The sequence below is a fragment of the Microbacterium indicum DSM 19969 genome, assembly GCF_000422385.1.
Lineage (GTDB): Bacteria > Actinomycetota > Actinomycetes > Actinomycetales > Microbacteriaceae > Microbacterium > Microbacterium indicum.
Genome location: NZ_AULR01000015.1, coordinates 35,310 through 58,262, shown reverse-complemented (window position 1 = coordinate 58,262; position 22,953 = coordinate 35,310). Strand labels below are relative to the sequence as shown.

The following is a 22,953-nucleotide window of genomic DNA, read 5'->3' as shown; positions in this document are numbered from 1 at the left end:
AATTCGCATCCAATCGAGTGAAAGGTGCGTGATGTCCGACCCGAGGAGCACTGTCTACCGGCCGGGCGGTGTCGTGACCATGGATCCGGGGCGCCCCCACGCCGAGGCATTCGCCGTCTGCGGCGACCGCCTCACGGCTGTCGGGACGTTCGAAGAGGTGCGGGAGGTCGCCGGCCTCGAAGCGGAGGTCGTGGAGCTCGACGGCGTCGTGCTGCCCGGCCTCATCGACGCGCACATGCACATGCAGCGGGCGGGCCTCAAGGCGCTCGACTACGTGGACGAGGGCGACGATGTCGAGCGGTACATCGACGCCATGCGCGACAGCTTCGATGACGACGGGCCCGAACATCCGCCCTTCGAGGACCGCATCCGGGCGCTCGTGCGTGTGCAGCCGCTGCTCCATTCCCTCGGCTTCACGAGCATCGTGGATCCGGCGGTCTCGCCCGACGAGTTCCGCGGGTACCAGGAGTCGCGGCGCCGCGGATTGCTCACGATGCGCACGGTCATGATGCCCTGGCACGATCTCGGCTCGCCGGAGATTCCCGACGTCGACGCCGTCATCGCGCGCCTCGACGGCATCGGGCTGTCGACCGGCTTCGGAGACGACCTGCTGCGGGTCGGTCCCATCAAGGTGTACGCCGACGGCGAGGCGCTCAAAGGGCAAGCGCTGCTCGAGGAGCCCTGGGATGACAGCGGCTACCGAGGCGTGCAGCGGATCTCCGATGAGGACTTCGCGCGTCTCGTGCGCTGGTGCGCCGAGCACGGATGGGGAGTCGGCGCCCACGCGGTCGGCGGCGCGGCGGTATCTCTGGTCGCCCGCACATATGCGGCCGAGGCCGCCGGCGCGATCCGAGATCGCCGCCACCAGCTGATCCACGCCTACCTCGAGCCCAGCGCCGAGACGATGGCGCTCGCCGCGCGCGAGGGCATCATCGCCTCGCTGCAACCGGGTATCGCGATCTGGAACGCTCCGGGGCTGCGCGAGAAGCTCGGCGCTCGCGCCGAGCGGATCGACCCCGTGCGCTCATGGATCGACTCGGGTGCGCCCGTCGCCTTCGGATCCGACGGCCCGTTCTTCGCCTTCGACCCGCGGCACCTGATCTGGCACGTCGTCACCCGGCAGATCGACGGGCATCCTCCGCTGGATTCGGCCGAGGCGATCACCGTCTCTCAGGCGCTCGCCGCCTACACGACGGGCGCCGCGTACGCCGCGATGGGCGAGGAATCCCAGGGAATGCTGCGCGCGGGCCGCCTCGCCGACTGGGCGCTCTGGTCTGATGACCCCACGCGGGTCCCGATCGACGACGTGCGGAGGCTGACGGTGCGGCGCACCGTCGTCGGCGGACGCACCGTCTACAGGAGGGCCGTTCGATGATCGAGACGGTCCTCGGCCCCGTCCCGCGCGAAGCCCTGGGGCGGGTCAACACAAACGAGCACGTGCTCGGCGACTCGCGAGTCCTTGCGAAGCCCAACCGCGAGGGGCGCTGGATCGAGGGCGAGATTCGCCCCGAGATCCTCGGCGACCTGCGCTGGAGCTACCAGGCGCTGCCCGACAACCTGCTGCTCGACGACGTCGGGACCGCGATCTCTGAGCTCGCGCTCGCCGCCGAGTCGGGCGTAGGCACGATCGTCGAGGCGACCTCCTGGGGGATGGGCCCGCGTCACGCCGATCTCCCCGCCGTGTCGCGGGCGGCGGGGCTCCACATCGTGTCGGCCTACGGGGTCTACATCGATCGGACCCTCGACGACGCGTGGCGGCAGAAGCGCGAACCCGAATTCGAGGCGCTGTTCCGTGCGGCCCTCCACGATCGCGTGCCCGGCACCGAGTTCCGGGCCGGGCTGCTCGGGCTCATGGGCACCAGCGCCGAGATCACCCCCGCCGAGGATCGCGCGCTGCGCACCGCCTGTCACGTCGCCGCCGAGGCGGGGGCTGCGGTCAGCGTGAGGCTCGAGGGGCACGCGATGCTCGGGCTCGAGGTCGCCGAGCTCATGATGAGCGAGGGGCTACCCGCCGACAAGATCCTGTTCTGCAACATCGACAAGGTGCTCGACGACGCGTATGTGCGCGACATCGTCGACACCGGTGCTGTCGTCGAATTCGCCTTCGGCAGCGAGCACTACTTCGCCGATCGGTTCCGCGATGCCACCGATCTCGCGCGTCTCGAGTTCCTGCTCGACCTCGTGCATGAGCGCCCTCGCGCCGCGATCACCGCGACCGCGTCGGTGTGGACGAAGGGGCAGCTCGCCCGATACGGGGGGATGGGATACGGCCATGTTCCGCGCCGCATCGCCCCGGCGCTTGCCCGCATGGGCCTCGAATCGACTCGGATCGACGACATCCTCGTGCATCGCCCCGCCGCGTTGCTCGACCGACCGGAAGGTACGCGATGACAGACACACCCCTCCACTGGCGCAGCGCGCGCGATCTCACGCAGGGGATCCGCGCTCGGGAGTTCTCGGCCGAGGAGGTGATGCGCGCGCACCTCGGTCGCATCGAGGAACGCAACGGCGAGGTCAACGCGATCGTCGCGATGATCCCCGAGAGCGAGGCGATCGAACTCGCCCGCGAGGCGGACCGTGCGGTTGCCCGGGGCGATGACCTCGGTCCCGTGCATGGGCTACCGACGGGCGTGAAAGACCTCATGGACGCCAAGGGGCTGCCGACGACGCATGGTTCGCTCCTCGGCAGGGATGCCCCGCCCGCCGCGGCGGACTCGATGATCGTGCGCAAGATGCGCGAGGGCGGCGCCCTCGTGATCGCGAAGACGAACACCCCTGAGCAGGGTCTCGGCACCCTCACGTTCAACCCGCTGCACGGTGTGTGCCGCAACCCCTACGATCTCTCCCGCCACGCGGGCGGCTCGAGCGGCGGCGCCGCGGCGGCGGTCGCGACCGGCATGCTGCCGATCGTCGATGGATCCGACAGTGGCGGAAGCCTGCGCTACCCGGCCGCCTTCTGCAACGTCGTCGGTCTGCGCCCCACGCCGGGGCGGGTGCCGAGCGGCAGACCCGACAACGGCTGGACGGCTCACGGCGTGCTCGGGCCTATGGCGCGCACGAGCCTCGATGCGGCGCTCGGGCTGGCGGCGATGGCAGGATCCGATCCGATGGCGCCGATGTCGATCCCCGAGGACCCCTCCCAGTTCCTCGACGTCACGGCCGCCGACCCGTCATCGGTCCGCATCGGCTGGAGCGCGACCGCCGGAGGAATCGCGATCTCCGACGAGGTCGCCCAGGCGCACCGCGCCGCCCGCGTCGCGCTCGCGGCGGCGGGATTCACGATCGTCGACTTCGAGCCAGAGCTCGCCGATGCGGAAGAGGCCTGGGAGACGATCGAGATGTTCAACTTCTACGCCTCGGGCCGCGAGCAGGCCGCCGAGACTCCCGACGGTCTGCGCCCGGACCTGCTCCGCAACATTCGCCAGGGCGAGAGCACGACCGCCTCCCAGCTCGCCGATGCGCTGCGCAAGCGCACCGAGATCTATCGACGCGCCGAGAACTGGTTCGACGACCTGTCGATCGACCTGGTCATCGCCCCGGCGACCCCCGTCGTTGCACCTCCTGCCGAAGACGAGTGGGTGGCGCGCGTCGGCGAGGTCGAGTACGACCGGTACTTCCGCTGGCAGATGCTTGCCAACCGCTTCACCGAGACCGCGCATCCCGTCGTCGTCACCCCCGGTGGCTTCGTCGGCGGCCTGCCCGTCGGCCTGCAAGTCATGGGCCGCAACCAGGGCGAGTTCGACCTCCTGCGCCGCACCGCGGCGATCGAGGCTGCGCTTGGCCTCGTCGACCGCCACCCCGCCTGAATTTCCGAGAGGAACCGCACATGATCATCGACGCCTACAACACAACTCAGGACGTTCGCGGACGTTCCGATTACCTCACGGGTGCCCGTCCGGGGGAGGAGCCCCCCGCCCACGTGCCGTTCGACCCGCAGCGCATCCTCACGGCGATGGACGAGTCGGGCATCGACATGGCGATGGTGTGCTCGCTCGCGCAGCGCATCGAGAACGATTTCATCATCAGCATGCAGGACGCGCACCCCGACCGCTTCATCGGCTTCGGCCAGGTCATGCCGCAGGCCGACGACGCGATCGACGAGATCCGCCGCATGGCAGAGGCGGGGATCCGCGGGCTGAAGCTGCACCCCAGCATGCACGGCTACCACGTCGCCGACCACGGGCTGCTCGACCCCGTGTTCCGCGCCTGCGCAGACCACGGCATGGCGGTGATCATCAACGCCCTCGACGACGCCTTCGTCGCGCCGTTCGCCATCGAGGAGATCGCGAAGGGGCACCCCGATGTGCCGACGATCATCGCGCACATGGGAGCGGTCTGGAACGTCCCCGAGGCGATCATCGTCGCCGAGCGCAACGAGCACGTCTTCCTCGAGACCTCGGCGACGCTCATGGCGGACGTCAGGCGTGCCTACGCCCGTCTCGGCGCCGAGAAGCTGCTCATGGGCACGGAATGGCCAGGCTCCGACTTCGACATCGAGCGGCTGAAGATCAAGAAGGCCATCCCTGATGCGTCGGATCGCGCGCTTGTCGAGGGCGGGAACTACGCACGGCTGATGCGAATCGAGGCGTGACATGACAGACCGGCCGCCGCTTGAGATCCCGGCGAGCATGTCCTCGGCCGATGTGGAACTCGTCGCGGCGGCTCGGGCGCTGCTGGCGGGCGCCTACGTCGCGGGTCGACACGAGGTTGTCGCGGCGATGCGCATGAGCGACGGATCGATCCAGCTCGGCGTGCACGTGGACGGATCCGCGCGGCGCAGCTCGGTCTGCGCGGAGTGTGTCGCGGCGGGGAACGTCTTCGCGCACGCCGCGACGACGGGTGCGGTGCCGGACGTCGTCGCCTGCGTGGCGGTGCTGCGCCTCCCTGGCGACACGGAGCACGTGATCGAGCCGTGCGGTGTCTGCGCGGAGCTGATCACCGACTACTGGCCAGACGCACGGGTGTGGGTGACGCGCGGCGGCGAGACGCGCGCCGTGACGGCGGCGGAGCTCCTGCCGGCGAAGCGTCGCCGCGGCTGGTGACGGCCGCGATTCACATGGGCAGGTAATGCGCCAGAAACATGATTGGATGCAATATTGACGCATTGGATCCAATTTGTCCGATGCGGCCGAACCCCATGTGGTCGCCTCAGCCTGGAGAGAACCCCACATGAAGAAGAACAGCATGATCGCCGGCATCGCCGCGGTGGCTGGCCTGGCGCTGGCGCTGGCGGGCTGCTCGGCCTCCGGAGCGTCGTCGGCCTCGGCGGAGACCGACACGATCAACGCGGAGCTCTGGTATGCGCCCTCGACCTTTGATCCGGCTCGGGGCAGCGCTGACGCAGACCAGACGGTCGCGCGACTCGGATTCGACACCCTGCTGCGCCAGGGCGAGACCGAGGGCTACGTCGGAGGCCTCGCGACCGACTGGGACGCCGTCTCGGCCTCCGAGTATGTCTTCACGATCCGCGACGACGCGACCTGCTCGGACGGCACGGAGATCACGCCGACCGTCGTTGCCGACTCCTTCACCTATCTCACCGGCCTCGACGACTCGGGTGCGCAGACGTGGCAGACCCAGGCCTTCGGGTCGGGCGACGCCACGTTCACCCCCGACGACGAGGCCGGCACGCTCACGATCACCCTGTCGGAGCCCTACTCGCAGCTGCTCGGCGGCGTGACGCGGCCCGGAACGGGTATCATCTGCCCCGCCGGCATCGCGGATCCCGATGGCCTCGCCGCCGGCACCGTCGAGGGCGCCTGGTCCGGCCCCTACACGCTGACCTCGTCGAAGGCGGGCGTCAGCGCGGAGTACACGCTGCGCGACGACTACGACGCGTGGCCCGCGTGGGAGGACGTCGAAGGTCGCCCTGCCGAGACGATCAACCTCTCGGTGCAGGAGGACTCGAACACGAGCGCCAACCTGCTCACCTCGGGCGGCGTCGACATCGCACGGTTCTACGACTCGAACGCGCTGCAGTTCGAAGACGACGACGCATACACGGTGGAGGAGTTCGCGAGCTCGGCATACAACCTCGTGTTCAACGAATCCGACGGCGCCATGTTCGAAGACGACCAGGACCTGCGCACGGCGGTCGCCCAATCGATCGATCCCGCTGGGTTCAATGACGCGGGCCTCGACGGGCTCGGCACCTCGCAGTACACGGTCAACTCGGCGACGTACGCATGCGCCCTGGAAGACGAGTCGCTGCTGCAGACGTACGACGTCGACGCGGCATCGCAGGAGCTCAGCGGCCAGACCATCCGTCTGCTGATCATGACCAACTGGGATTCGGCGGCCGAGTATCTGGCCGAGTCGCTCCGAGCCGCGGGCGCGGAGGTCACGATCACCGCCCTGGACGCCGCGGAGTGGACGACCACGATGCGCACCGAGCCGAACAAGTGGGACGTCGCCGTGGCCGCCGAGAACGCCACGACCGGTCTCATCGCGCCGTCCATCGCAAGGTACCTCGGCCCGAGCTACCTCGACGGCGGAACGAACGTGAGCTTCTCCGACAACCCGGAGGGCGTGGAACTGTACGAGAAGGGCATCGCGGCCGAGGACGCCGACGAGCAGTGCGGGTACCTGGAAGACGCGCAGCGGTCGATCCTGGAGCGGGTTGACATGATCCCGCTCGTCACGGACACGCACCGGATGGTCGCGCGTGAGGGCTTCGCCACCTACGTCTTCTCGGGGTACTGGGACATCTCGGCGATGAGGATCGTCGACTGACATGAGGCCTCGGGTGGCCGAGCGATCCCGCTCGGCCACCCGCCCCTCCTCCGCGGCACGAAACACGAGAGGCCCTGGTTCCTATGACGATCGTCTCGGCCGACGCCGATATCGACGCGAGCGGCCCCGCTCCCCAGATCACAGCGAGCTCGCTGTCGGGCGCGTGGCGGAGGTTCCTCCTCCGCCGCGCGGCGGGGCTCATCATCAACGTGGTGCTCCTCACCCTCGTGACCTTCCTCATCGTCCAGCTGATTCCCGGCGACCCGGCGACCGCCATCGCGGGACAGGACGCGACCCTGGAGCAGGTGGAGCTCGTCCGGGAGCAGCTCGGTCTCGACCAGCCGCTCCTGACGCAGTTCGGAACCTACGTCACGGGGCTTCTCCACGGCGACTTCGGCGACTCGTTCCGGTACTCGATGCCCGCGATGGACATCGTCGCGACGGCCGCCCCGTACACGCTGTCGATCACATTCGCCGCGGTCATCGGCCTCCTGATCGCCGGCATCGTCCTCGGCATGTGGGTCGGCGTCATGACGAGAGGGGATCGGCACCGGTGGCTCGACCTCGCGTTCAACTTCGTCACCGGCATCATCTCGTCGATCCCGACCTACATCATGGCGACCCTGCTCGTTGTGATCTTCGCTGTGTGGCTCAACGTCCTGCCGCCGGCATACTCGCCGGCGTATGACTTTGGCAGGACGGCGGTGCTGCCGATCATGTCCCTGACCATCAGCGGGCTCTGCTCCGTTGCGCGCGTCGTCCGCCGGGAGACCGTCGTCATCCTCGAGCAGGACTACATGCGCACCGCGCGCGGCTGGCGACTGCCCGCGATGACGCTCTATGCGAAGCACATGCTCCCCAACCTGCTGACGACCGCGCTCACCCTGTCGGGCATCATCCTCACGGCCCTGCTCGGATCCGCGCTCATCACCGAGGCCGTGTTCGCGTGGCCGGGGCTGGGCGGCGTGATCGTGCAGGCGATCTCGGTCGACAAGGACTACCCCGTGATCCGCGCGGCGGTGTTCGTCGTCGGGCTCATCTCGCTCCTGATCACGCTGGTGATCGACATCGTGCTGGGCATCATCGATCCGCGGACCCTGGGGGAGAAACGTGGCTGAACTGCAGGCGAGGACACCACAGGCGGCCCCGCGCCGCAGTCGCATCCGGTGGAGCTTCGCGCTCGTCCTCGGGCTGGCGATGTTCGGGCTGGTGCTCCTGACGGCGATCATCGCCCCCCTCGCCTGGGGCGGCCAGGTGTCGGCGATCGGCGACGGCGCCAACCAAGGCTCCTCCCCGGAGCACCTGCTCGGAACCGACACGCTCGGGCGCGACATGCTCCTTCGGACGCTGGTCGCGTCGCGCACGACCGTGGTCATGGCGATCTCCGCCACCGCGCTGTCGGCGATCATCGGAGTCGCGATCGGAATCGGCGTGTGGCTCGCGCCGCGGCGCGTCCGCGAATTCGGGCTGCGCGCGATCGAGTTCGCGATCAGCTACCCGACGATGCTCGTCGCGATCATCGTCGCGGCGATCCTCGGGCAGGGCGTGGTGCAGGTCGTGTTCGCCATCGCGGTCGCCAACATCGCGGGCTTCGCCCGCATCACCGCGAACCTCGCCTCGAAGATCGCCTCCAGCGAGTACGTCGAGACCGCCCGGCTCATGGGGGTCCCCGTGCATCTCGTGGCGACGCGTCACGTGCTGCCGAACATGGCGGAGCCGATCCTCATCCAGGTCGCCGGTGCGTTCAGCGGCGCGCTCGTCGAGATCTCGGGCCTCTCCTTCCTCGGCCTCGGCGCGCAGACGCCGTCGTTCGACTGGGGAACCCTGCTGAGCGATGGGCTCAGCAAGCTGACGAGCAATCCGATCGTGCTCGTCGGCCCCGCCGTGGCGCTGACCTTCACCTCCCTGGCGGCCCTGCTGATCGGCGATGGCCTCGCCGCGGCGTCGAACCCGCGCACGCGCACGCCCCGCGCCCGGTTGCGGCGTGCCCCCGGCGCGGGGGAACAGACTCCCGTGGAGCACGACGCGCTGCTCGTCGCGGACGACATCCGCGTCGCGCACCGCGAGACGGGGCGCGAGATCGTCAAGGGCGTCTCCTTCACCATCTCGCGCGGCGAGGTGCTCGGCATCGTCGGCGAGTCGGGCTCCGGCAAGTCGCTCACAGCGTCGGTCGTGTCGCGCCTCGTCGCGGAGGGGTTGGACGCATCGGCGAAACGGCTGCGGCTCGGCGACACCGACCTGCTCGGGGACGTGCCGCCGAAGGCGCTCGCCAAGCGGATCGGTCTCATCTATCAGGACCCGGGAACGGCCCTCAATCCGTCCATGATCCTCGCGATCCAGCTGTCGGACGTCCTGCGGATCCACTTGGGTCAGACGCGGTACGACGCGATCGCCCGCGTGCTCTCCTGGTTCCGTCGCGTCCGGCTGACGGATCCGGAGGGGCGGCTGCGCCAGTACCCGCATCAGCTCTCGGGCGGTATGAAGCAGCGCGCGATGATCGCCTCGGCGATGAGTACCGAGCCGGACCTCATCGTCGCGGACGAGCCGACGACGGCCCTCGACGTCACGGTCCAGCGAGAGGTGCTGGCGCTCCTGAAGCGGATGAACGAAGAGTCGGGCACCGCGGTCCTGTTCATCTCTCACGACCTCGGCGTCGTCCGGGCGCTGTGCGACCGCGTGCTCGTCATGAAGGACGGCGAGATCGTCGAGCAGATCGACGACATGGGCGCGTTGGCGCACGATTCGGTGCAGCACCCCTATACGAAGAAGCTGCTCGCGGCGACACCTGTCGTCTCGATCGCGGCGGGCGGACCTGCGGAGAGCGCGGAATGGCGGAACTGATGCTGGACGTGGCGGGGCTGGCCGTCGCATACGGGCGCACGCGGGTGCTCTCGGGGGTCGACCTGCAGCTCGCCCGCGGGAAGACGGTCGGCGTCGTGGGGGAATCGGGATCCGGAAAGTCGACGTTCGCGGGCGCTCTCGTTGGGACCACGCCGATCTCGAGCGGCAGCGTCGTCGTCGACGGCGTCGACGTCCGAGGTCTCAAACACGGCGCTCTCCGCGACTACCGGCGGAGCACCCAGCTGATTCCGCAGGACCCGTACTCCTCGCTCTCACCGCGACGCACGATCGGCCAGGCCCTCGCCGAGGCCATCGAGCCGCGCCGCGCCCGCGTGCGCGCGAATCGTGACCTGATCGTCTCCTGGCTCGAACGCGTGGGGCTGTCTGCCGACATGATGGACCGGTTCCCACATGAGTTCTCGGGCGGGCAGCGCCAGCGCGTCGCGATCGCACGCGGCCTCATCATCGACCCGAGCCTCGTGATCGCCGACGAGATCACGTCGGCGCTCGACGTGTCGGTGCAGGCGCAGATCCTCGATCTGCTGGCCGACATCAAACGCTCCCTCGGGCTGACAATGATCTTCATCTCGCACAACCTCGCCGTCGTGCAGCGCGTGAGCGACGAGATCATGGTGCTCTACGGAGGCCGGGTCGTCGAGGCGGGCCCCGTCGAGCAGATCTACGCGAACCCGCAGCACCCCTACACGCGGCGACTGCTCGACGCCGACCCGGGGTCGCCGCGATTCTCGCTCGCCGACTGACCGCAACGAAGGAGTCCGATGCCCGTTCTGCTGCCAGCGGTCCCGATCCGGTCCGGCGTGACCCGCTATGTCGGAGCCACGCTCATCGACGGGACGGGTGCCGCGCCTGTGCCCGACTCCGAGGTCGAGGTCCGCGACGGGGCGATCGCCTTCGCGGGGCCCCGGCGGGACATCGCCGTCGCCGACGCGCAGGTCGTCGACCTCGCGGGCCGGCACCTGATGCCGGGCTTCGTCGATGCCCATGTGCACCTCTCGATGGTCGATACAGACGCCGAAACCCAGCGCGGCCAGTTCATCGAGGAGTCGGTGTTCGCGGTCGGGCGGGTACTCGAGAAGACGCTCGCTGCCGGCATCACGACGGCGCGAGACCTCGACGGCCTCACCCCGGGCTACCGCAACGCGATCGCGGCCGGCAGCGCGATCGGCCCGCGACTCCACCTGGCGCTTTCGATGCTCTCGCCGACGGGCGGGCACGCCGATCCGGTCCTGCCGAACGGCGCGCTGCCGGCGTGGGCCGTGCGCCCCGGCACCCCGCCGGCGGGCGTCGTCGACACGGACGCCGACATCGTCACGATGGTGCGGTCGCTGCTGCGATCGGGAGCCGATGTGATCAAGGTCTGCACCTCGGGCGGTGCCGGTAAGCCCACCGATGAGGCGGGCCTCACCGAGCAGCAGGTGCGCCTGGTCGTGAGCCTGCTGGCGGGGCGCGATCGTCGTCCGACCGTCACCGCGCACGCGCTGACCGACGCCGGCGTGCGCGCCGCAGTGCTCGGCGGCGCTGCCAGCGTCGAACACGGATACGACATGTCCGACGAGACGATCCAGCTGATGGTCGACCGCGGCACGGTTCTGATCCCCACACTCTCGACGCTGATGCGCGAGCTCGCCCCCGACCAGGTGACGCCCGCCCGACTCGCCGCGCGCGAGGCGCTGCGTCAGCGGGGTCTGGACTCGATCCGTCGCGCGGTGACGGCGGGAGTCACCCTCGCGATGGGCACCGACGCGGGCGTGCATCCGCACGGGCGCAACCTGCGAGAACTGGCCTGGCTCGTCGAGGCGGGCCTGACCCCGCTTGAGGCCGTGTGCGCCGGCACCCTGACGGGGGCGCGGCTGCTGGGTCTCGACGATCGGATCGGTTCGATCGAGGAGGGCAAAACGGCGGATCTCGTCGTGACCGACGTCGATCCCCTCTCCGATCCGATCGGCATGTGCGCTGACGCCGCAGTCCGGCTCGTCCTGCAGTCGGGTTGCGCGGTCGTCGACCGCCTCGCCGCCTGATCGAACGCGAGTGGCCCCGACTGTTCGGTCGGGGCCACTCGCGTTCGATCAGCTGAGCATCGCGATCGCCTGTTCGATCGTGTCGACCACGCACTGCGGTTGTACGTGCTGGATCGCGTGCGTCGTGCCGACGTCCACGACGGTGGCGTTCATGCGCGCAGCCATGTCGCGCTGCGCCTCGACGACGATGTGCTGATCCTGCGTGGCGACCATGTACCAGGCGGGCTTCGACGCCCACGCCGGCACGCCGGCCGGGGTGCGGAAGATCTCATTCGACGAGACGCGCTTGTCGTGCTGCTCGCGTAGCCAGATCTCGTCAGGAACGTCCCATGCGAGAGCCTCGCGTGCCGCGGGGCCGTCCTGAGGGATCCACGCGCCATCGTCACCGCGATCGAAGAACGTCGAAACCGTCGCGGGTGGATAGCTCTCGACGATGCTGTTGATCGTCTCGCCCTCGGCGGGGCCGAACGCCGAGACGTAGACCAGCCCTCGCACATCCGCGTGTCGGCCGGCACCGGTGATCACCGCGCCGCCGTACGAATGGCCCACGAGCAGCACCGGCTCGCTCGCATCGGCGATGAGCCGCTCCACGGTCGCCACGTCCTCGGCGAGAGACTGCGACCAGTTGTCGGCGATGGAGTACGAGATTCCCCGCACATCGAGAAGCGGTGCGACCGACGACCAGGAGCTCGCGGACCCGCCCATGCCATGTACCAGAACGATGTGCATGGCCCGGCTCACGCGGCGAGCGGCAGTAGGACCGCGGGGGCGGGGGCCGCTTCGCGCCCCTCGAAGGGCACGGGCAGGCACACGAGCTCGTAGTCACCGGGGTCGACGAGCGCGAGGTCGGCGTTCTCGAGGATCACGACTCCCGCTCCGCAGAGGATGACGTGCGTCGGCCACTCGACCGTATGGTCGGGGGCTTCCATCGTCATGTAGTCGAGGCCGGCGAGGGTAGCTCCGTTGTCGGCGAGCCACCGAGCCCCACTGGGGCCGAGGCCGACCCAGGTCTCGCTGCGCACATTACGGGTGAGGGCATCGGTGGAGTTGCGGGTCTTGAAGAGGAGCCGTGTCGCGCCTGCGGCGCCTGCGGCAACGAGATCGTCCGCGGTGATCTCCTTCGCCACGTGCGTGAGGTCGAGTACGCGCGCCGGGCCCACCGTGTGCGTGATGGGAATGCGGTCGACGGTCGTCCCGCCCGTGATGAAGTGGCTCGGAGCATCGACGTGGGTGCCCGTGTGTGCGCCGATGAGCCAGCGCGACACCTCGCTTGGGTTGGTGGGACCGATCTCCTCCACCATCTCGTAGGTCGGTCGGCGGCCCCAGTGCAGCATCTCTGGGTGGACGGCGATGCTGAGGTCGATCGGTTCGCGTGTCGTCATGCGACGATGCTAACGGCATTGGATCCTTGGAATAGTAAATTGGATCCAATGCGTCGCGATCTTGAGAGTGAGTTCACGGCGCCGCAACACACCCGGCGACTCGCTGAATCATGCGTGTCGGAGAGTTTCGATCACTCGATAGAAACCCGTCTCTGGCTGACAGGAGCAGCGAATGATCATCCTCGGAGTGGGCCTCACGGTCCTGGTCGTCCTCATTGTCGGCGTCATGGTCGCTCGACGCGTCGACGGCGACAGCGCCAACTTCCTCGTGGCGGGGCGCAGCCTCGGCATCCCTCTCGTGTCGGTGTCGATCGCGGCGGCTGCTGTGGACGCCAATGCGACCGTCGGCAACACCGACCTCACGGCAGACCTCGGCTTCTGGTCGGGAGCATCCCTCGCTCTTGGGTTGGCGATCTGCCTGCTGCTGACGGGCATCTTCCTCGCGAAGCCGCTCAACGGCATGAAGCTGTTCACCCTCGCCGACTACTTCCGCATGCGCTACAGCCGCGGCACAGAGGTCTTCGCCGGCATCATCATGGTCATCTCGTTCACCGTGCTACTCGCGGGCAACCTCGTGGCGTGTGGATTCCTGCTGGAGCGGTTCGCGATGATCCCCTATTCGTGGGGCGTCATCCTCACGGTCGGGCTGGTGTTCGCGTACACCGTGGCGGGCGGCCTCTTCTCCGACGCCTACACTGCTGCCATCCAGACGGCGATCACGGTCGTCGCATCGATCTCGCTGCTGGTCTGGGTGGCGCTCAGTTTCGGGATCGTCGTTCCCGAGGGTATGGGCCCGTTCGACGTCGAACAGCTCACCGATTCCTCGGCGGGTGCCGCGATCAACTGGGCGACGCTGATCTCTCTGGGCATCGGTGACATCGTGGCGATCGACTTCATGCAGCGCGTGTTCGGTGCGAAGTCGCCGGAGGTCGCGCGCCGCTCGTGTTTTGCGGCTGCGGGGCTCACCACGGTCGTCGGCGTGATCTTCGCGCTCGTCGCCCTGACTGCTCACTCGGTGCTCGGGCTCACGTCGGACGACGGCCCCGTGCTCTATCAGCTGCTCGACGGCTGGGCTCCGCCGCTTCTCGCGATCCTCGTACTGTCGGGCATCGTCGCGGCCTCGTTCTCGACGGCATCGGGCGCGATCCTCGCGACGAGCGCGATCGTGGTTCGCAACATCTTCCAGGTGCACCGCACGCCGGCGAGCACGGGCCCGGATCCGCTCCTCAGGTGGACCCGCCTCGCCATGGTGCCGATCGTGGTCGCCGGCGCGTTCCTGGCCATCCGGATCAGCCAGACGGGCGTTCTGCTGACCCTCGCCTTCGACCTCATGCTTGCGTGCCTCGCCGGCCCCTTCATCACCGGGGTGTTCTGGAAGCGCCCGGGGGCGCGAGCCGTGCAGATCTCTGCCGTGGTGGGCCTGGTCGTGCGGCTCGCCTTCCTCGCCGTCACCCCCACGCTCTACGGCGTCGACAACGACATCCTCTACATCCCGAACTCACTCGTCGGGCCGGAGTTCGACGGCTGGGCCACGCTCGTCGCCTTCGCGATCAGCTATGCGACCTTCCTCGTCATCGCGTGGGTGTCGCCTCGCAGCTCCCGAGAGGATGCCGTGTCGGAGCGCGTGCGCGAGCGCATCTCGACCGAGAACCTCCAGACGGTGGGGGCGTGAGCGGGAAACACGCCGGCAACATGAGTCCGATTGACTTCCGATCACTCGACAGAAAGGCGCGAATAATGGCCCTCGAGATCGATAACATGGGGCGCCGCGAGGTGCTCGGCAGCGTCGGCCGCGCCCGTTCGGACGCGCGCGGCCGCGCGACGACATCCGAGTGGATGCCATACATCCCGGCCTCCGGGGCCCCATGCCCGCCCGAGGGCGTGGCGCCCGATGCCCTGACGTGGTCGGAGACCGTCGCGCCGGGCGGATACACGCAGCTGCGGGTCGCGCGCGGCACGCGGATCCGGCTCGAAGACCCGACGGGAGACGCCTGCGCGAGCGTGATCGTGCTGAACGCCGTCAACCCGAGCGAGCGGCTGAACGTCGCCGACAGCCAGAAGATCCCGTGGCAGGCGTACATGACCACGAACCACCCGCTGCTGTCGGGCGACGGGCGTGTGCTGGCGACGCTGCTCGACGACACCTCCGGGCGGCACGACGCCTTCTGTGGGTCATCGAGCGAGGCGTGGAACCGCGCGAAGTACGGCGACGGCACGCCGGAGAGCGCGTCGCCCGCGGGCTCCGCGCTGCTCGCGATGGCCGGAGCGAAGCACGGCCTCACGCGGCGAGACCTGCCGCCGGCGGTGACCTTCTTCCAGGGGGTGCGCGTCGAAGATGACGGATCCTTCCGCTGGCTGGGATCCGCGGGCGCGGGAACGCACATCGATCTCCTCGCCGAGCTGCCGCTCATCGTGCTCATCGCGAACGCGCCCCACCCGCGCGATCCGCGCGAGGACTACATCGTGGGCCCGCTGCGCGTCAGCGCCTGGTCGTCGGCTCCCACCGAACCGGGCGACGATGCTTTCGTCGCGAGCCCCGAGCGCGAACGCGCCTACCGCAACTCGATCGCCTACGCGGCGCTCGCCGGAATGTGAAGGGCAGAACACCGATGATCACCACCGTTCCTCCCCGTCCCGTGTACGCGCCGGAATCGGTCCTCGACTGGTCCGAGCCGGTGGTTCCCGGCGAGCTCGTGCTCGACGAGACGATCGGCGCCCGGGAGTCCTGGGCCGCCGTCGTGGCCTCTGGCGACGTGCTCACCCTCGTCGACGTGGGCGGCAACCAGTCGGGCGACTGTCTCATCTTCTCCGCGGACGACACGTCCGAGCGCTACAGCGTGCCCGACACGCTCGCGTGGCAGGGCAACGCGTACGTCGTGGAGGGAACGGTGCTGCGATCGAACCGAGGTGAGCCGCTGATGACGGTCGTCGGCAACGAGGTCGACCGCCAGGACACCATCGGCGGGGCCTGCGGCAAGGAATCGAACTCGCTGCGCTACGGACACCACACCGTCTATCAGCACGGCTGCCGCGAGAACTTCCTCTACGAGGGCGCGAAGCACGGCCTGACCGCTCGCGATCTCGTGTCCAACCTCAACTGGTTCATGAACGTGCCCGTCGAGCAGGATGGCGCGCTCGGCATCGTCGACGGGATCTCGGCGCCGGGGCGCCGCGTCGCGGTACGGGCTGAGAAGGACGTCCTGGTCGTCATCTCCAACTGCCCCCAGATGAACAACCCCTGCAACGACTTCAACTGCACACCGTTGCGCGTCATGGTGACCCGCGCATGACGTTCGACACCCTGCTCGTCGCGAACCGCGGCGAGATCGCCCGACGCATCATCCGATCGGCCAAGGCCCTCGGGCTGCGGACCGTCGCGGTGTTCAGCGAGGCCGATCGCGCGGCCCCGCACGTGCGCGAGGCCGACGAGGCCGTGTTGCTGGGGCCCGCCCCCGCGGCGGAGTCGTACCTGCGCATCGACGCCGTCGTCGACGCCGCGATCCGGACCGGTGCCGGTGCCATCCACCCCGGCTACGGCTTCCTCTCCGAGAACATCGACGCCGCACGCGCTGCGGAGGCCGCCGGCATCGCCTGGATCGGGCCCACTCCCGAGCAGATCACCGAGTTCGGTCTCAAGCACATCGCGCGCGAGCGTGCGCTCGCCGCATCGGTCCCGATGCTCCCCGGGTCGGGGCTGTTGGCGTCGGCGGACGAGGCGGTCGCCGAGGCCGAGCGCGTCGGCCTGCCCGTCATGGTGAAGGCCACGGGCGGCGGCGGCGGGATCGGGATGAGCATTTGCCGCACCGGCGATGAGGTGCGCGCCGCGTACGCGGCCGTCGCGGGGCTCGCGAACCGGAACTTCGGATCCGGCGGGGTGTTTCTCGAGCGACTCGTCGAAGGTGCTCGTCATGTCGAGGTGCAGGTGTTCGGCGACGGTGAGGGGCGCGTCGCGATCTTCGGCGACCGCGACTGCTCGCTCCAGCGCCGCAACCAGAAGGTCGTCGAGGAGGCGCCCGCGCCGGGCGTCGCCCCGGCCGCGCGTCGGGCGATGCACGCGGCCGCCCGCCGCCTCGCGGCTTCCGTGAACTATCGATCGGCGGGCACGATCGAGTTCATCTACGACCCCGTGCGCGGCGAGGCGGCGTTCCTCGAGATGAACACGCGCCTGCAGGTGGAGCACCCCGTCACCGAAGCAGTGTTCGGCGTCGACCTCGTCGAGCTGATGCTGCGGCTCGGCCGAGACGGCGCAGCCGCGCTGCCCGACGAGCTGTTCGCGACCGATCACCAGCCCGCCGGGCACGCGATCGAGGCGCGCGTGTACGCGGAGGATCCGGCCCGCGACTTCGCCCCGTCGCCGGGCCTGGTCACTCATGCCGTCTTTCCCGAGCGCGCGGGCGTGCGCGTCGACGGTTGGATCGAGACGGGGCTCGTCGTCACACCCGATTACGACCCGATGCTCGCGAAGATCATCGCCCACACCGATACCCGTGATGGGGCGATCGACCTGCTGGCAGGTGCCCTCGACGAGACGCGCATCGATGGCATCGTCACGGGGCGCCGCCTGCTTCGGGCGCTGTGCGATCTGCCCGCGTTCCGCGACAACACACACCACACCGGCACCCTGCGCGACGAAGACCTCACGGTGGGGATCGGCCCCCGCATCGACGTGCTCGTGCCCGGCCTCATGACGACGGTGCAGGATCTGCCGGGACGCGTCGGCTATTGGTCGGTCGGGGTGCCTCCGTCGGGCCCGATGGACTCCGTGTCGCTGCGTGAGGCCAACCTCGCCGTCGGGAACCCCGAGGGCGCGCCGGGTCTCGAGATCACGATGTCGGGCCCGCGCCTGAGGTTTGCGGCGGAGGCGACCGTCTGCGTGACGGGGGCCGATGCGCCCGTCACGATCGACGGATCCGCGGTTCCGCTGTGGCGTCCCGTCACGGTCCCCGCCGGCGCCACGCTGGCGATCGGCACCGCGGCCGTCGGTATGCGGGCGTATCTCGCGGTGCGGGGCGGGATCGATGTTCCCGCCTACCTCGGCAGCGCGTCGACATTCACCCTGGGCGGCTTCGGCGGCCACGGCGGGCGGGCCCTGATCGCGGGAGACGTACTGTACGTCGGATCCGCGGGATCGGGCGCGCAGCGCGAGGCCCCGATCGAGCGCCGCACCGTCGCCACGCACGACTGGGTCATCGGGGTGACGGAAGGCCCACATGCGGCACCCGAATTCTTCACGCGCACCGACATCGACGAGCTGTACGCCGCGGTCTACGAGGTCGACGCTCAGTCGGCTCGCACGGGCGTGCGGCTGCGCGGCCCGAAACCTGCCTGGGCGCGCGAGGACGGTGGCGAGGCCGGGCTGCACCCGTCGAACATCCACGACACCGCGTATGCGGTCGGCGCGCTCGACTTCACCGGCGACACCCCGATCATCCTGGGCCCGGACGGCCCCAGCCTCGGCGGCTTCGTCTGCCCGGCGGTCGTGGCGAGCGGCGAACTGTGGAAGGTCGGTCAGCTGCGGCCCGGCGACACGGTGCGTTTCGTGCCCGTGCGCGAAGAGCGAGCCGCTGAGTTCGGGGCGACGCTGATCCCCGGATCCGCGTCGGGAGATGGCGACGACGGTGTGCTCGCGCGCCGTGGGGCGATCACCGAGGGCGGTGCCGTGCTCGCCCCGTCGGTCACGTATCGACGCGACGGCGACGACAACATCCTCATCGAGTACGGCGACATGGAGCTCGACCTCGGGTTGCGGATGCGCGTGCACGCGCTCGAACAGCGGATCCGCGAGGCGCAGCCCGCCGGGGTGCGAGACCTCACGGCGGGCATCCGGTCGCTGCAGATCCAGACCGATCCGTCCGTGCTGCGTGCGTCACGGCTACTGGATCTGCTCGGCGAGATCGAGGAGAACCTGCCGGCCACGCGAGAGCTCGAGGTGCCGTCGCGCACCGTGCACCTGCCGCTGTCCTGGGACGATCCGGCCACGCGTCTCGCAATCGATCGGTACATGTCGAGCGTGCGCGACGACGCGCCCTGGACCCCGTGGAACATCGAGTTCATCCGCCGTGTCAACGGCCTCGATTCGGTCGACGACGTGAAGAGCATCGTCTTCGACGCCGACTACCTGGTGCTCGGCTTGGGCGACGTCTACCTGGGTGCGCCCGTCGCCACCCCCGTCGATCCGCGCCACCGCCTCGTCACGACGAAGTACAACCCCGCTCGTACCTGGACGGCCGAGAACTCGGTCGGCATCGGCGGTGCGTACATGTGCATCTACGGCATGGAGGGGCCCGGCGGCTATCAGTTCGTGGGGCGCACCGTGCAGGTGTGGAACCGATTCCGGACGGGCGGCCTGTTCCACGAGCACCCCTGGGCGCTGCGCCTGTTTGATCGCATCAAGTGGTACGAGGTCACAGCCGACGAGCTGCTCGATCTGCGGGCCGAGGTCGACGCGGGGCGCGGTGATTTCCGCGTCGAGGAGGGCACGTTCGCCCTCGCCCCGTACGAGCGGATGCTCGATCGCGAGGCCGACTCGATCGCCGCCTTCCGAGACCGCCAGCAGGCGGCGTTCGCGGTCGAGAAGGACGCGTGGCGCGCGGCCGGCGAATTCGATCGCCAGGAGGCGGCGCAACGGGCCACCCCCGAGGCCGAGGAGATCGTCGTGCCCGATGACTGCGTTCCCGTCACGGCGCCCTTCGCGGCGAGCGTATGGAAGGTTGACGCCCGACCGGGCGACACTCTCGAGATCGACCAGACGGTCATGGTGCTCGAGGCGATGAAGATGGAGAACCCCGTGAGCGCACCCGTGAACGGCCGCCTGGCCGAGATCTATGTGCGCCCCGGCGAACAGGTTGCGGCGGGCCAGGTGCTCGCCGCGGTGGAGGCCGCATGAAGACTGCAGTGACGAAGATCGACGAGGCGTATGCCCGGATCCGACAGGCCGACCGGCCCGAGATCTGGATCGCGCTGCGCGAGGAGCAGGACGTCCGAGCCGAGGCAGCGGAGATCGACGCGCGCGTGGCCGCGGGGGAGCGGCTGCCGCTCGCCGGCGTGCTCGTCGCCGTGAAGGACAACATCGACGTCGCGGGGCTGCCCACGACGGCGGGGAGCCCCGCATATGCGTACTCGCCCGCGGTTGACGCGCCCGCCGTGGAACGGCTGCGGATCGCCGGAGCCATCGTGCTCGGCAAGACCAACCTCGACCAGTTCGCCACGGGACTCGTCGGCACGCGCAGCCCGTACGGGCCCGTGCGCAACGCCTGGCGCCCCGACCGGATCTCCGGCGGATCGAGCTCCGGGTCGGCGGTGGCCGTGGCGCTGAGTCTGGTCGACATCTCGCTCGGCACCGACACCGCCGGATCCGGACGCGTGCCCGCCGCACTCAACGGCATCGTCGGCATCAAACCCACGATCGGCCTCGTGCCGGCCACGGGCGTCGTGCCGGCATGCCGATCGCTCGACTGCGTCACCGTGTTCGCGCGCGACCTCGCCCTCGGCCGCCGGGCGATCGAGATCATGTCGGGCCCCGACGGTGTCGATCCGCGCTGCCGCACCGACCTGCCGGCCGCGCCCCTCGACGCCGCTCCGCGTATCGCGGTGCCCACGGCCGAGCACCTCGACGGTCTCGCCGAGGGATGGGCGGAGGCGTTCGAGGGCGTCGTGGCGCAGCTCGAATCAGCCGGCGTCGAGATCGTCGAGGTCGACATCGCCCCCTTGCTTGACGCGGCGGCGTTGCTGTACGGGGGCGCGTTCGTCGCCGAGCGCACGGCGGCCGTCGGCGACTTCATCCGCGACAACCCCGCTCTCGTGGGGCCCGACATCGACCCGACGGTCGCGCAGATCGTGCTCGGGGGCGACGCCCAGACTGCGACGCAGTACTTCCGCGACCGCGAGACGCTCGACCGCCTGAAGCTTGAGGGCCTCGGCCGCCTGGACGGAGCGGTCGCGCTGCTCACCCCCACGACGACCTGGCACCCGACGCTCGATGAGGTGGCGGCGGACCCCATCGGCGCGAATTCCAAGATGGGCCGCTACACGAACTTCGCGAACCTCATGGATCTCAGCGCCCTCGCCGTTCCTGCGGGAATCGTAGGCGGCCTGCCGTTCGGCGTCATGCTGACGGGAGCTGCGTTCGCCGACCGCACCCTCGCCGAGATCGGCCGGCTGATCCAGGCGCCCGCCCTCGACGTACTCGTCGTCGGAGCGCACCTGTCGGGCCAGCCCCTCAACCATCAGTTGGTGGCGGCGGGCGCGACGTTCCTGCGCGAGACGCGCACCGCTCCGGAGTACCGCATGTATGCCCTCGACACGGTGCCGCCGAAGCCTGGCCTGGAGCGCGTCGCCGAGGGCGGGGCGCCGATCCTCGGCGAGGTCTGGCGCCTGCCCGCCGCGGGGTTCGGGCGGTTCGTCGCCGCGCTGCCGCAGCCCATGGCGGTCGGTCAGATCTCCCTCGAGGATGGAACGGCGGTGACCGGGTTCCAGTGCGAGCCCGTCGCGACGGGCGGCGCGCGGGACATCAGCGAATTCGGCGGCTGGCGGGATTATCTCGACACACTGACTGCATGACCTCTCCGATCGGGCGCCCGCGGGCGACACCGGCGAAGGTGGGCGCATCGGCGCGCGAGGATGTCCTCGCCGCCGCCGCCCGCCTCTTCGCCACCGGCGGCTTCGCCGGCACCAGCACACGGCAGATCGCCGACGCGGCCGGGCTGCGCCAGGCGACGATCTATTACCACTTCGCGAACAAAGAAGACATCCTGTTGGAGCTTCTTCTCGGCTCCGTGACGCCCACGATCGAGCGTGCACGTGAACTCGTCGACCTGCCGGATCCGGTCGAAGCGCTCGACCGCCTCGTGCGCGCCGATGTCGAGACGCTTCTCGACGATCCGCACAACATCGGCATCCTCTATCTTTCGCCCGAGGTCGCCGCGCAGCCGTTCGATCCCTTTCGCGAGGCGCGCGAGGAGCTGACGCAGGTCTACCTGTCGCTCGTCGCACGCATCTCGCCCCGCGCATCGCATCTGCGCGGGCGGTTATGCATCCATCAGGTCGAGTCGGTGATAGGTCTTCGTCGCGACGGCGCGGTGATCGACGGCATCGTCGAGGAGATCGCTCGTGCCTGCCTCCTGATCGCCGGGGCGGCGCATGCCTGACCTCGCCGTTGTAGGCCGACCGCAGCGACTGATCCCCTTCGTCCTCGCGTACGAGGCCGTGTCGGAGGCGATGTCGGTGGCCGGTGGCAGCGACTACCGCTGGCTACTCGAGCCGGTCACCGCGGCGGCGATCGAGTTCGAGAAGGGCTGGGTCCTGGTGGACGGCGGCTTCGACCCCCGGCGCATTCGGGACAGGGAGGCACGGCTGCGGAGCTTCGGCTACGAGAACTACGCACCGGTCGTGCCCGCCGGTGATCCGCTCGTCGATCAGGTCGCCGCCGCACGACTCGAATGGGCCGATTGTGCCGGTCTCGTTCTGACGCACGCGCACTTCGATCACACTGGCGGGATCCGCATGCTGGAACCGCACCAACCGCTTATGCTGCAGCGCGGAGAGCACGACTACGCGCGCACCGTCGAAGACCAGCGGTCGGCATTCCTGTTCCGTGACGACATCATCCGCGCCGGCGTGACGACGACCCTCCTCGACGGCGATGCGGAGCTTGCGGACGGGCTGCAGGTGATCGACACGGCGGGGCATACCCCCGGCCATCAGTCCGTGGTGATCGAGCTGTCCGACGAAACCGTGGTGCTCGCGGGCGACGCGGCGGATCTGCGCTCCAACATCGAGGGGGGACGCCCGTGCGGATCGACGGTCGGGCTCGACGGCGAACGGCGGGCGAAGCTCGCTCTTGAGCGGCTCGCGGAGCTGGACCGGCTTCCGGGCGTCGCCGTGTGGCCGAGTCATGACCCCGACTGGGAGCCGTGGCGTCGCGCGATCGACCGCGAGGTAGGTCGCCGCGCGGCGTAGGC

At 69.5% G+C, this 22,953-nt stretch carries 19 protein-coding genes; 17 read left to right on the top strand and 2 right to left on the bottom strand.

What is annotated here, in order from left to right:
• The first annotated feature begins 31 nt into the window (after positions 1-31).
• The 10 genes from H576_RS0110610 to H576_RS0110565 all read left to right on the top strand — a co-directional run bounded on the left by H576_RS0110610 (position 32) and on the right by H576_RS0110565 (position 11,612).
• Entirely contained in the window at positions 32-1,375 is a 1,344-nt protein-coding gene (locus tag H576_RS0110610; RefSeq protein ID WP_084502683.1) for an amidohydrolase, read from the top strand.
• Positions 1,372-2,391: a phosphotriesterase family protein gene (locus H576_RS0110605; RefSeq protein ID WP_029150921.1), complete on the top strand. Its 1,020-nt coding sequence runs from the start codon at positions 1,372-1,374 to the stop codon at positions 2,389-2,391. The genes H576_RS0110610 and H576_RS0110605 overlap by 4 nt, the downstream gene beginning before the upstream one ends.
• Entirely contained in the window at positions 2,388-3,806 is a 1,419-nt protein-coding gene (locus H576_RS0110600) for an amidase (protein WP_029150920.1), read from the top strand. The genes H576_RS0110605 and H576_RS0110600 overlap by 4 nt, the downstream gene beginning before the upstream one ends.
• 20 nt (positions 3,807-3,826) lie before the next feature.
• The gene (locus H576_RS0110595) at positions 3,827-4,591 is read left to right on the top strand and encodes an amidohydrolase family protein (RefSeq protein ID WP_029150919.1); all 765 of its coding nucleotides are present in this window, start codon (positions 3,827-3,829) and stop codon (positions 4,589-4,591) included.
• Between the two features lie 37 nt (positions 4,592-4,628).
• A complete protein-coding gene (locus H576_RS0110590; protein ID WP_036320546.1) occupies positions 4,629-5,042 on the top strand; it encodes a cytidine/deoxycytidylate deaminase family protein in 414 nt (137 codons plus the stop codon).
• A 127-nt stretch (positions 5,043-5,169) separates the two neighbouring features.
• Positions 5,170-6,732 (top strand): ABC transporter substrate-binding protein, encoded by a 1,563-nt coding sequence (locus H576_RS15405; RefSeq protein ID WP_051172623.1) that lies wholly within the window; start codon positions 5,170-5,172, stop codon positions 6,730-6,732.
• 83 nt (positions 6,733-6,815) lie between these two features.
• Positions 6,816-7,850: an ABC transporter permease gene (locus H576_RS0110580; RefSeq protein WP_036320512.1), complete on the top strand. Its 1,035-nt coding sequence runs from the start codon at positions 6,816-6,818 to the stop codon at positions 7,848-7,850.
• A complete protein-coding gene (locus H576_RS15400) occupies positions 7,843-9,573 on the top strand; it encodes a dipeptide/oligopeptide/nickel ABC transporter permease/ATP-binding protein (protein ID WP_156888203.1) in 1,731 nt (576 codons plus the stop codon). The genes H576_RS0110580 and H576_RS15400 overlap by 8 nt, the downstream gene beginning before the upstream one ends.
• Entirely contained in the window at positions 9,573-10,334 is a 762-nt protein-coding gene (locus H576_RS0110570) for an ABC transporter ATP-binding protein (protein ID WP_245559169.1), read from the top strand. Before H576_RS15400 ends, H576_RS0110570 begins: the two co-directional genes overlap by 1 nt.
• A gap of 18 nt (positions 10,335-10,352) precedes the next feature.
• A complete protein-coding gene (locus H576_RS0110565) occupies positions 10,353-11,612 on the top strand; it encodes an amidohydrolase family protein (RefSeq protein WP_051172619.1) in 1,260 nt (419 codons plus the stop codon).
• Between the two features lie 48 nt (positions 11,613-11,660).
• Here H576_RS0110565 and H576_RS0110560 read toward each other — a convergent pair whose 3' ends face one another.
• The gene (locus H576_RS0110560; RefSeq protein WP_029150914.1) at positions 11,661-12,341 is read right to left on the bottom strand and encodes an alpha/beta fold hydrolase; all 681 of its coding nucleotides are present in this window, start codon (positions 12,339-12,341) and stop codon (positions 11,661-11,663) included.
• An 8-nt stretch (positions 12,342-12,349) separates the two neighbouring features.
• Positions 12,350-12,994 carry a cyclase family protein gene (locus tag H576_RS0110555; RefSeq protein ID WP_029150913.1) on the bottom strand — a complete coding sequence of 215 codons (645 nt, stop codon included), beginning with the start codon at positions 12,992-12,994 and terminating at the stop codon, positions 12,350-12,352.
• 172 nt (positions 12,995-13,166) lie between these two features.
• Here H576_RS0110555 and H576_RS0110550 point away from each other — a divergent pair, with 172 nt between their 5' ends.
• From H576_RS0110550 to H576_RS0110520, 7 genes are all read left to right on the top strand, one after another.
• A complete protein-coding gene (locus H576_RS0110550; RefSeq protein WP_029150912.1) occupies positions 13,167-14,666 on the top strand; it encodes a high affinity choline transporter 1 in 1,500 nt (499 codons plus the stop codon).
• Between the two features lie 65 nt (positions 14,667-14,731).
• Entirely contained in the window at positions 14,732-15,589 is an 858-nt protein-coding gene (locus H576_RS0110545) for an urea amidolyase associated protein UAAP1 (RefSeq protein ID WP_051172617.1), read from the top strand.
• Between the two features lie 14 nt (positions 15,590-15,603).
• On the top strand, positions 15,604-16,284 hold the full coding sequence (locus H576_RS0110540; protein WP_029150910.1) for an urea amidolyase associated protein UAAP2: 681 nt from the start codon (positions 15,604-15,606) through the stop codon (positions 16,282-16,284).
• Positions 16,281-19,880, top strand: coding sequence for an urea carboxylase (gene uca / locus H576_RS0110535; protein ID WP_029150909.1), 3,600 nt, complete (start codon positions 16,281-16,283; stop codon positions 19,878-19,880). Before H576_RS0110540 ends, uca begins: the two co-directional genes overlap by 4 nt.
• Positions 19,877-21,553 (top strand): allophanate hydrolase, encoded by a 1,677-nt coding sequence (atzF, locus tag H576_RS0110530; RefSeq protein WP_029150908.1) that lies wholly within the window; start codon positions 19,877-19,879, stop codon positions 21,551-21,553. Before uca ends, atzF begins: the two co-directional genes overlap by 4 nt.
• Positions 21,550-22,140 (top strand): TetR/AcrR family transcriptional regulator, encoded by a 591-nt coding sequence (locus H576_RS15395; RefSeq protein ID WP_036320509.1) that lies wholly within the window; start codon positions 21,550-21,552, stop codon positions 22,138-22,140. The genes atzF and H576_RS15395 overlap by 4 nt, the downstream gene beginning before the upstream one ends.
• Positions 22,133-22,951, top strand: a complete 819-nt coding sequence (locus H576_RS0110520; RefSeq protein ID WP_029150907.1) for an N-acyl homoserine lactonase family protein — start codon at positions 22,133-22,135, stop codon at positions 22,949-22,951. The genes H576_RS15395 and H576_RS0110520 overlap by 8 nt, the downstream gene beginning before the upstream one ends.
• The last annotated feature ends 2 nt before the right edge of the window (positions 22,952-22,953 follow it).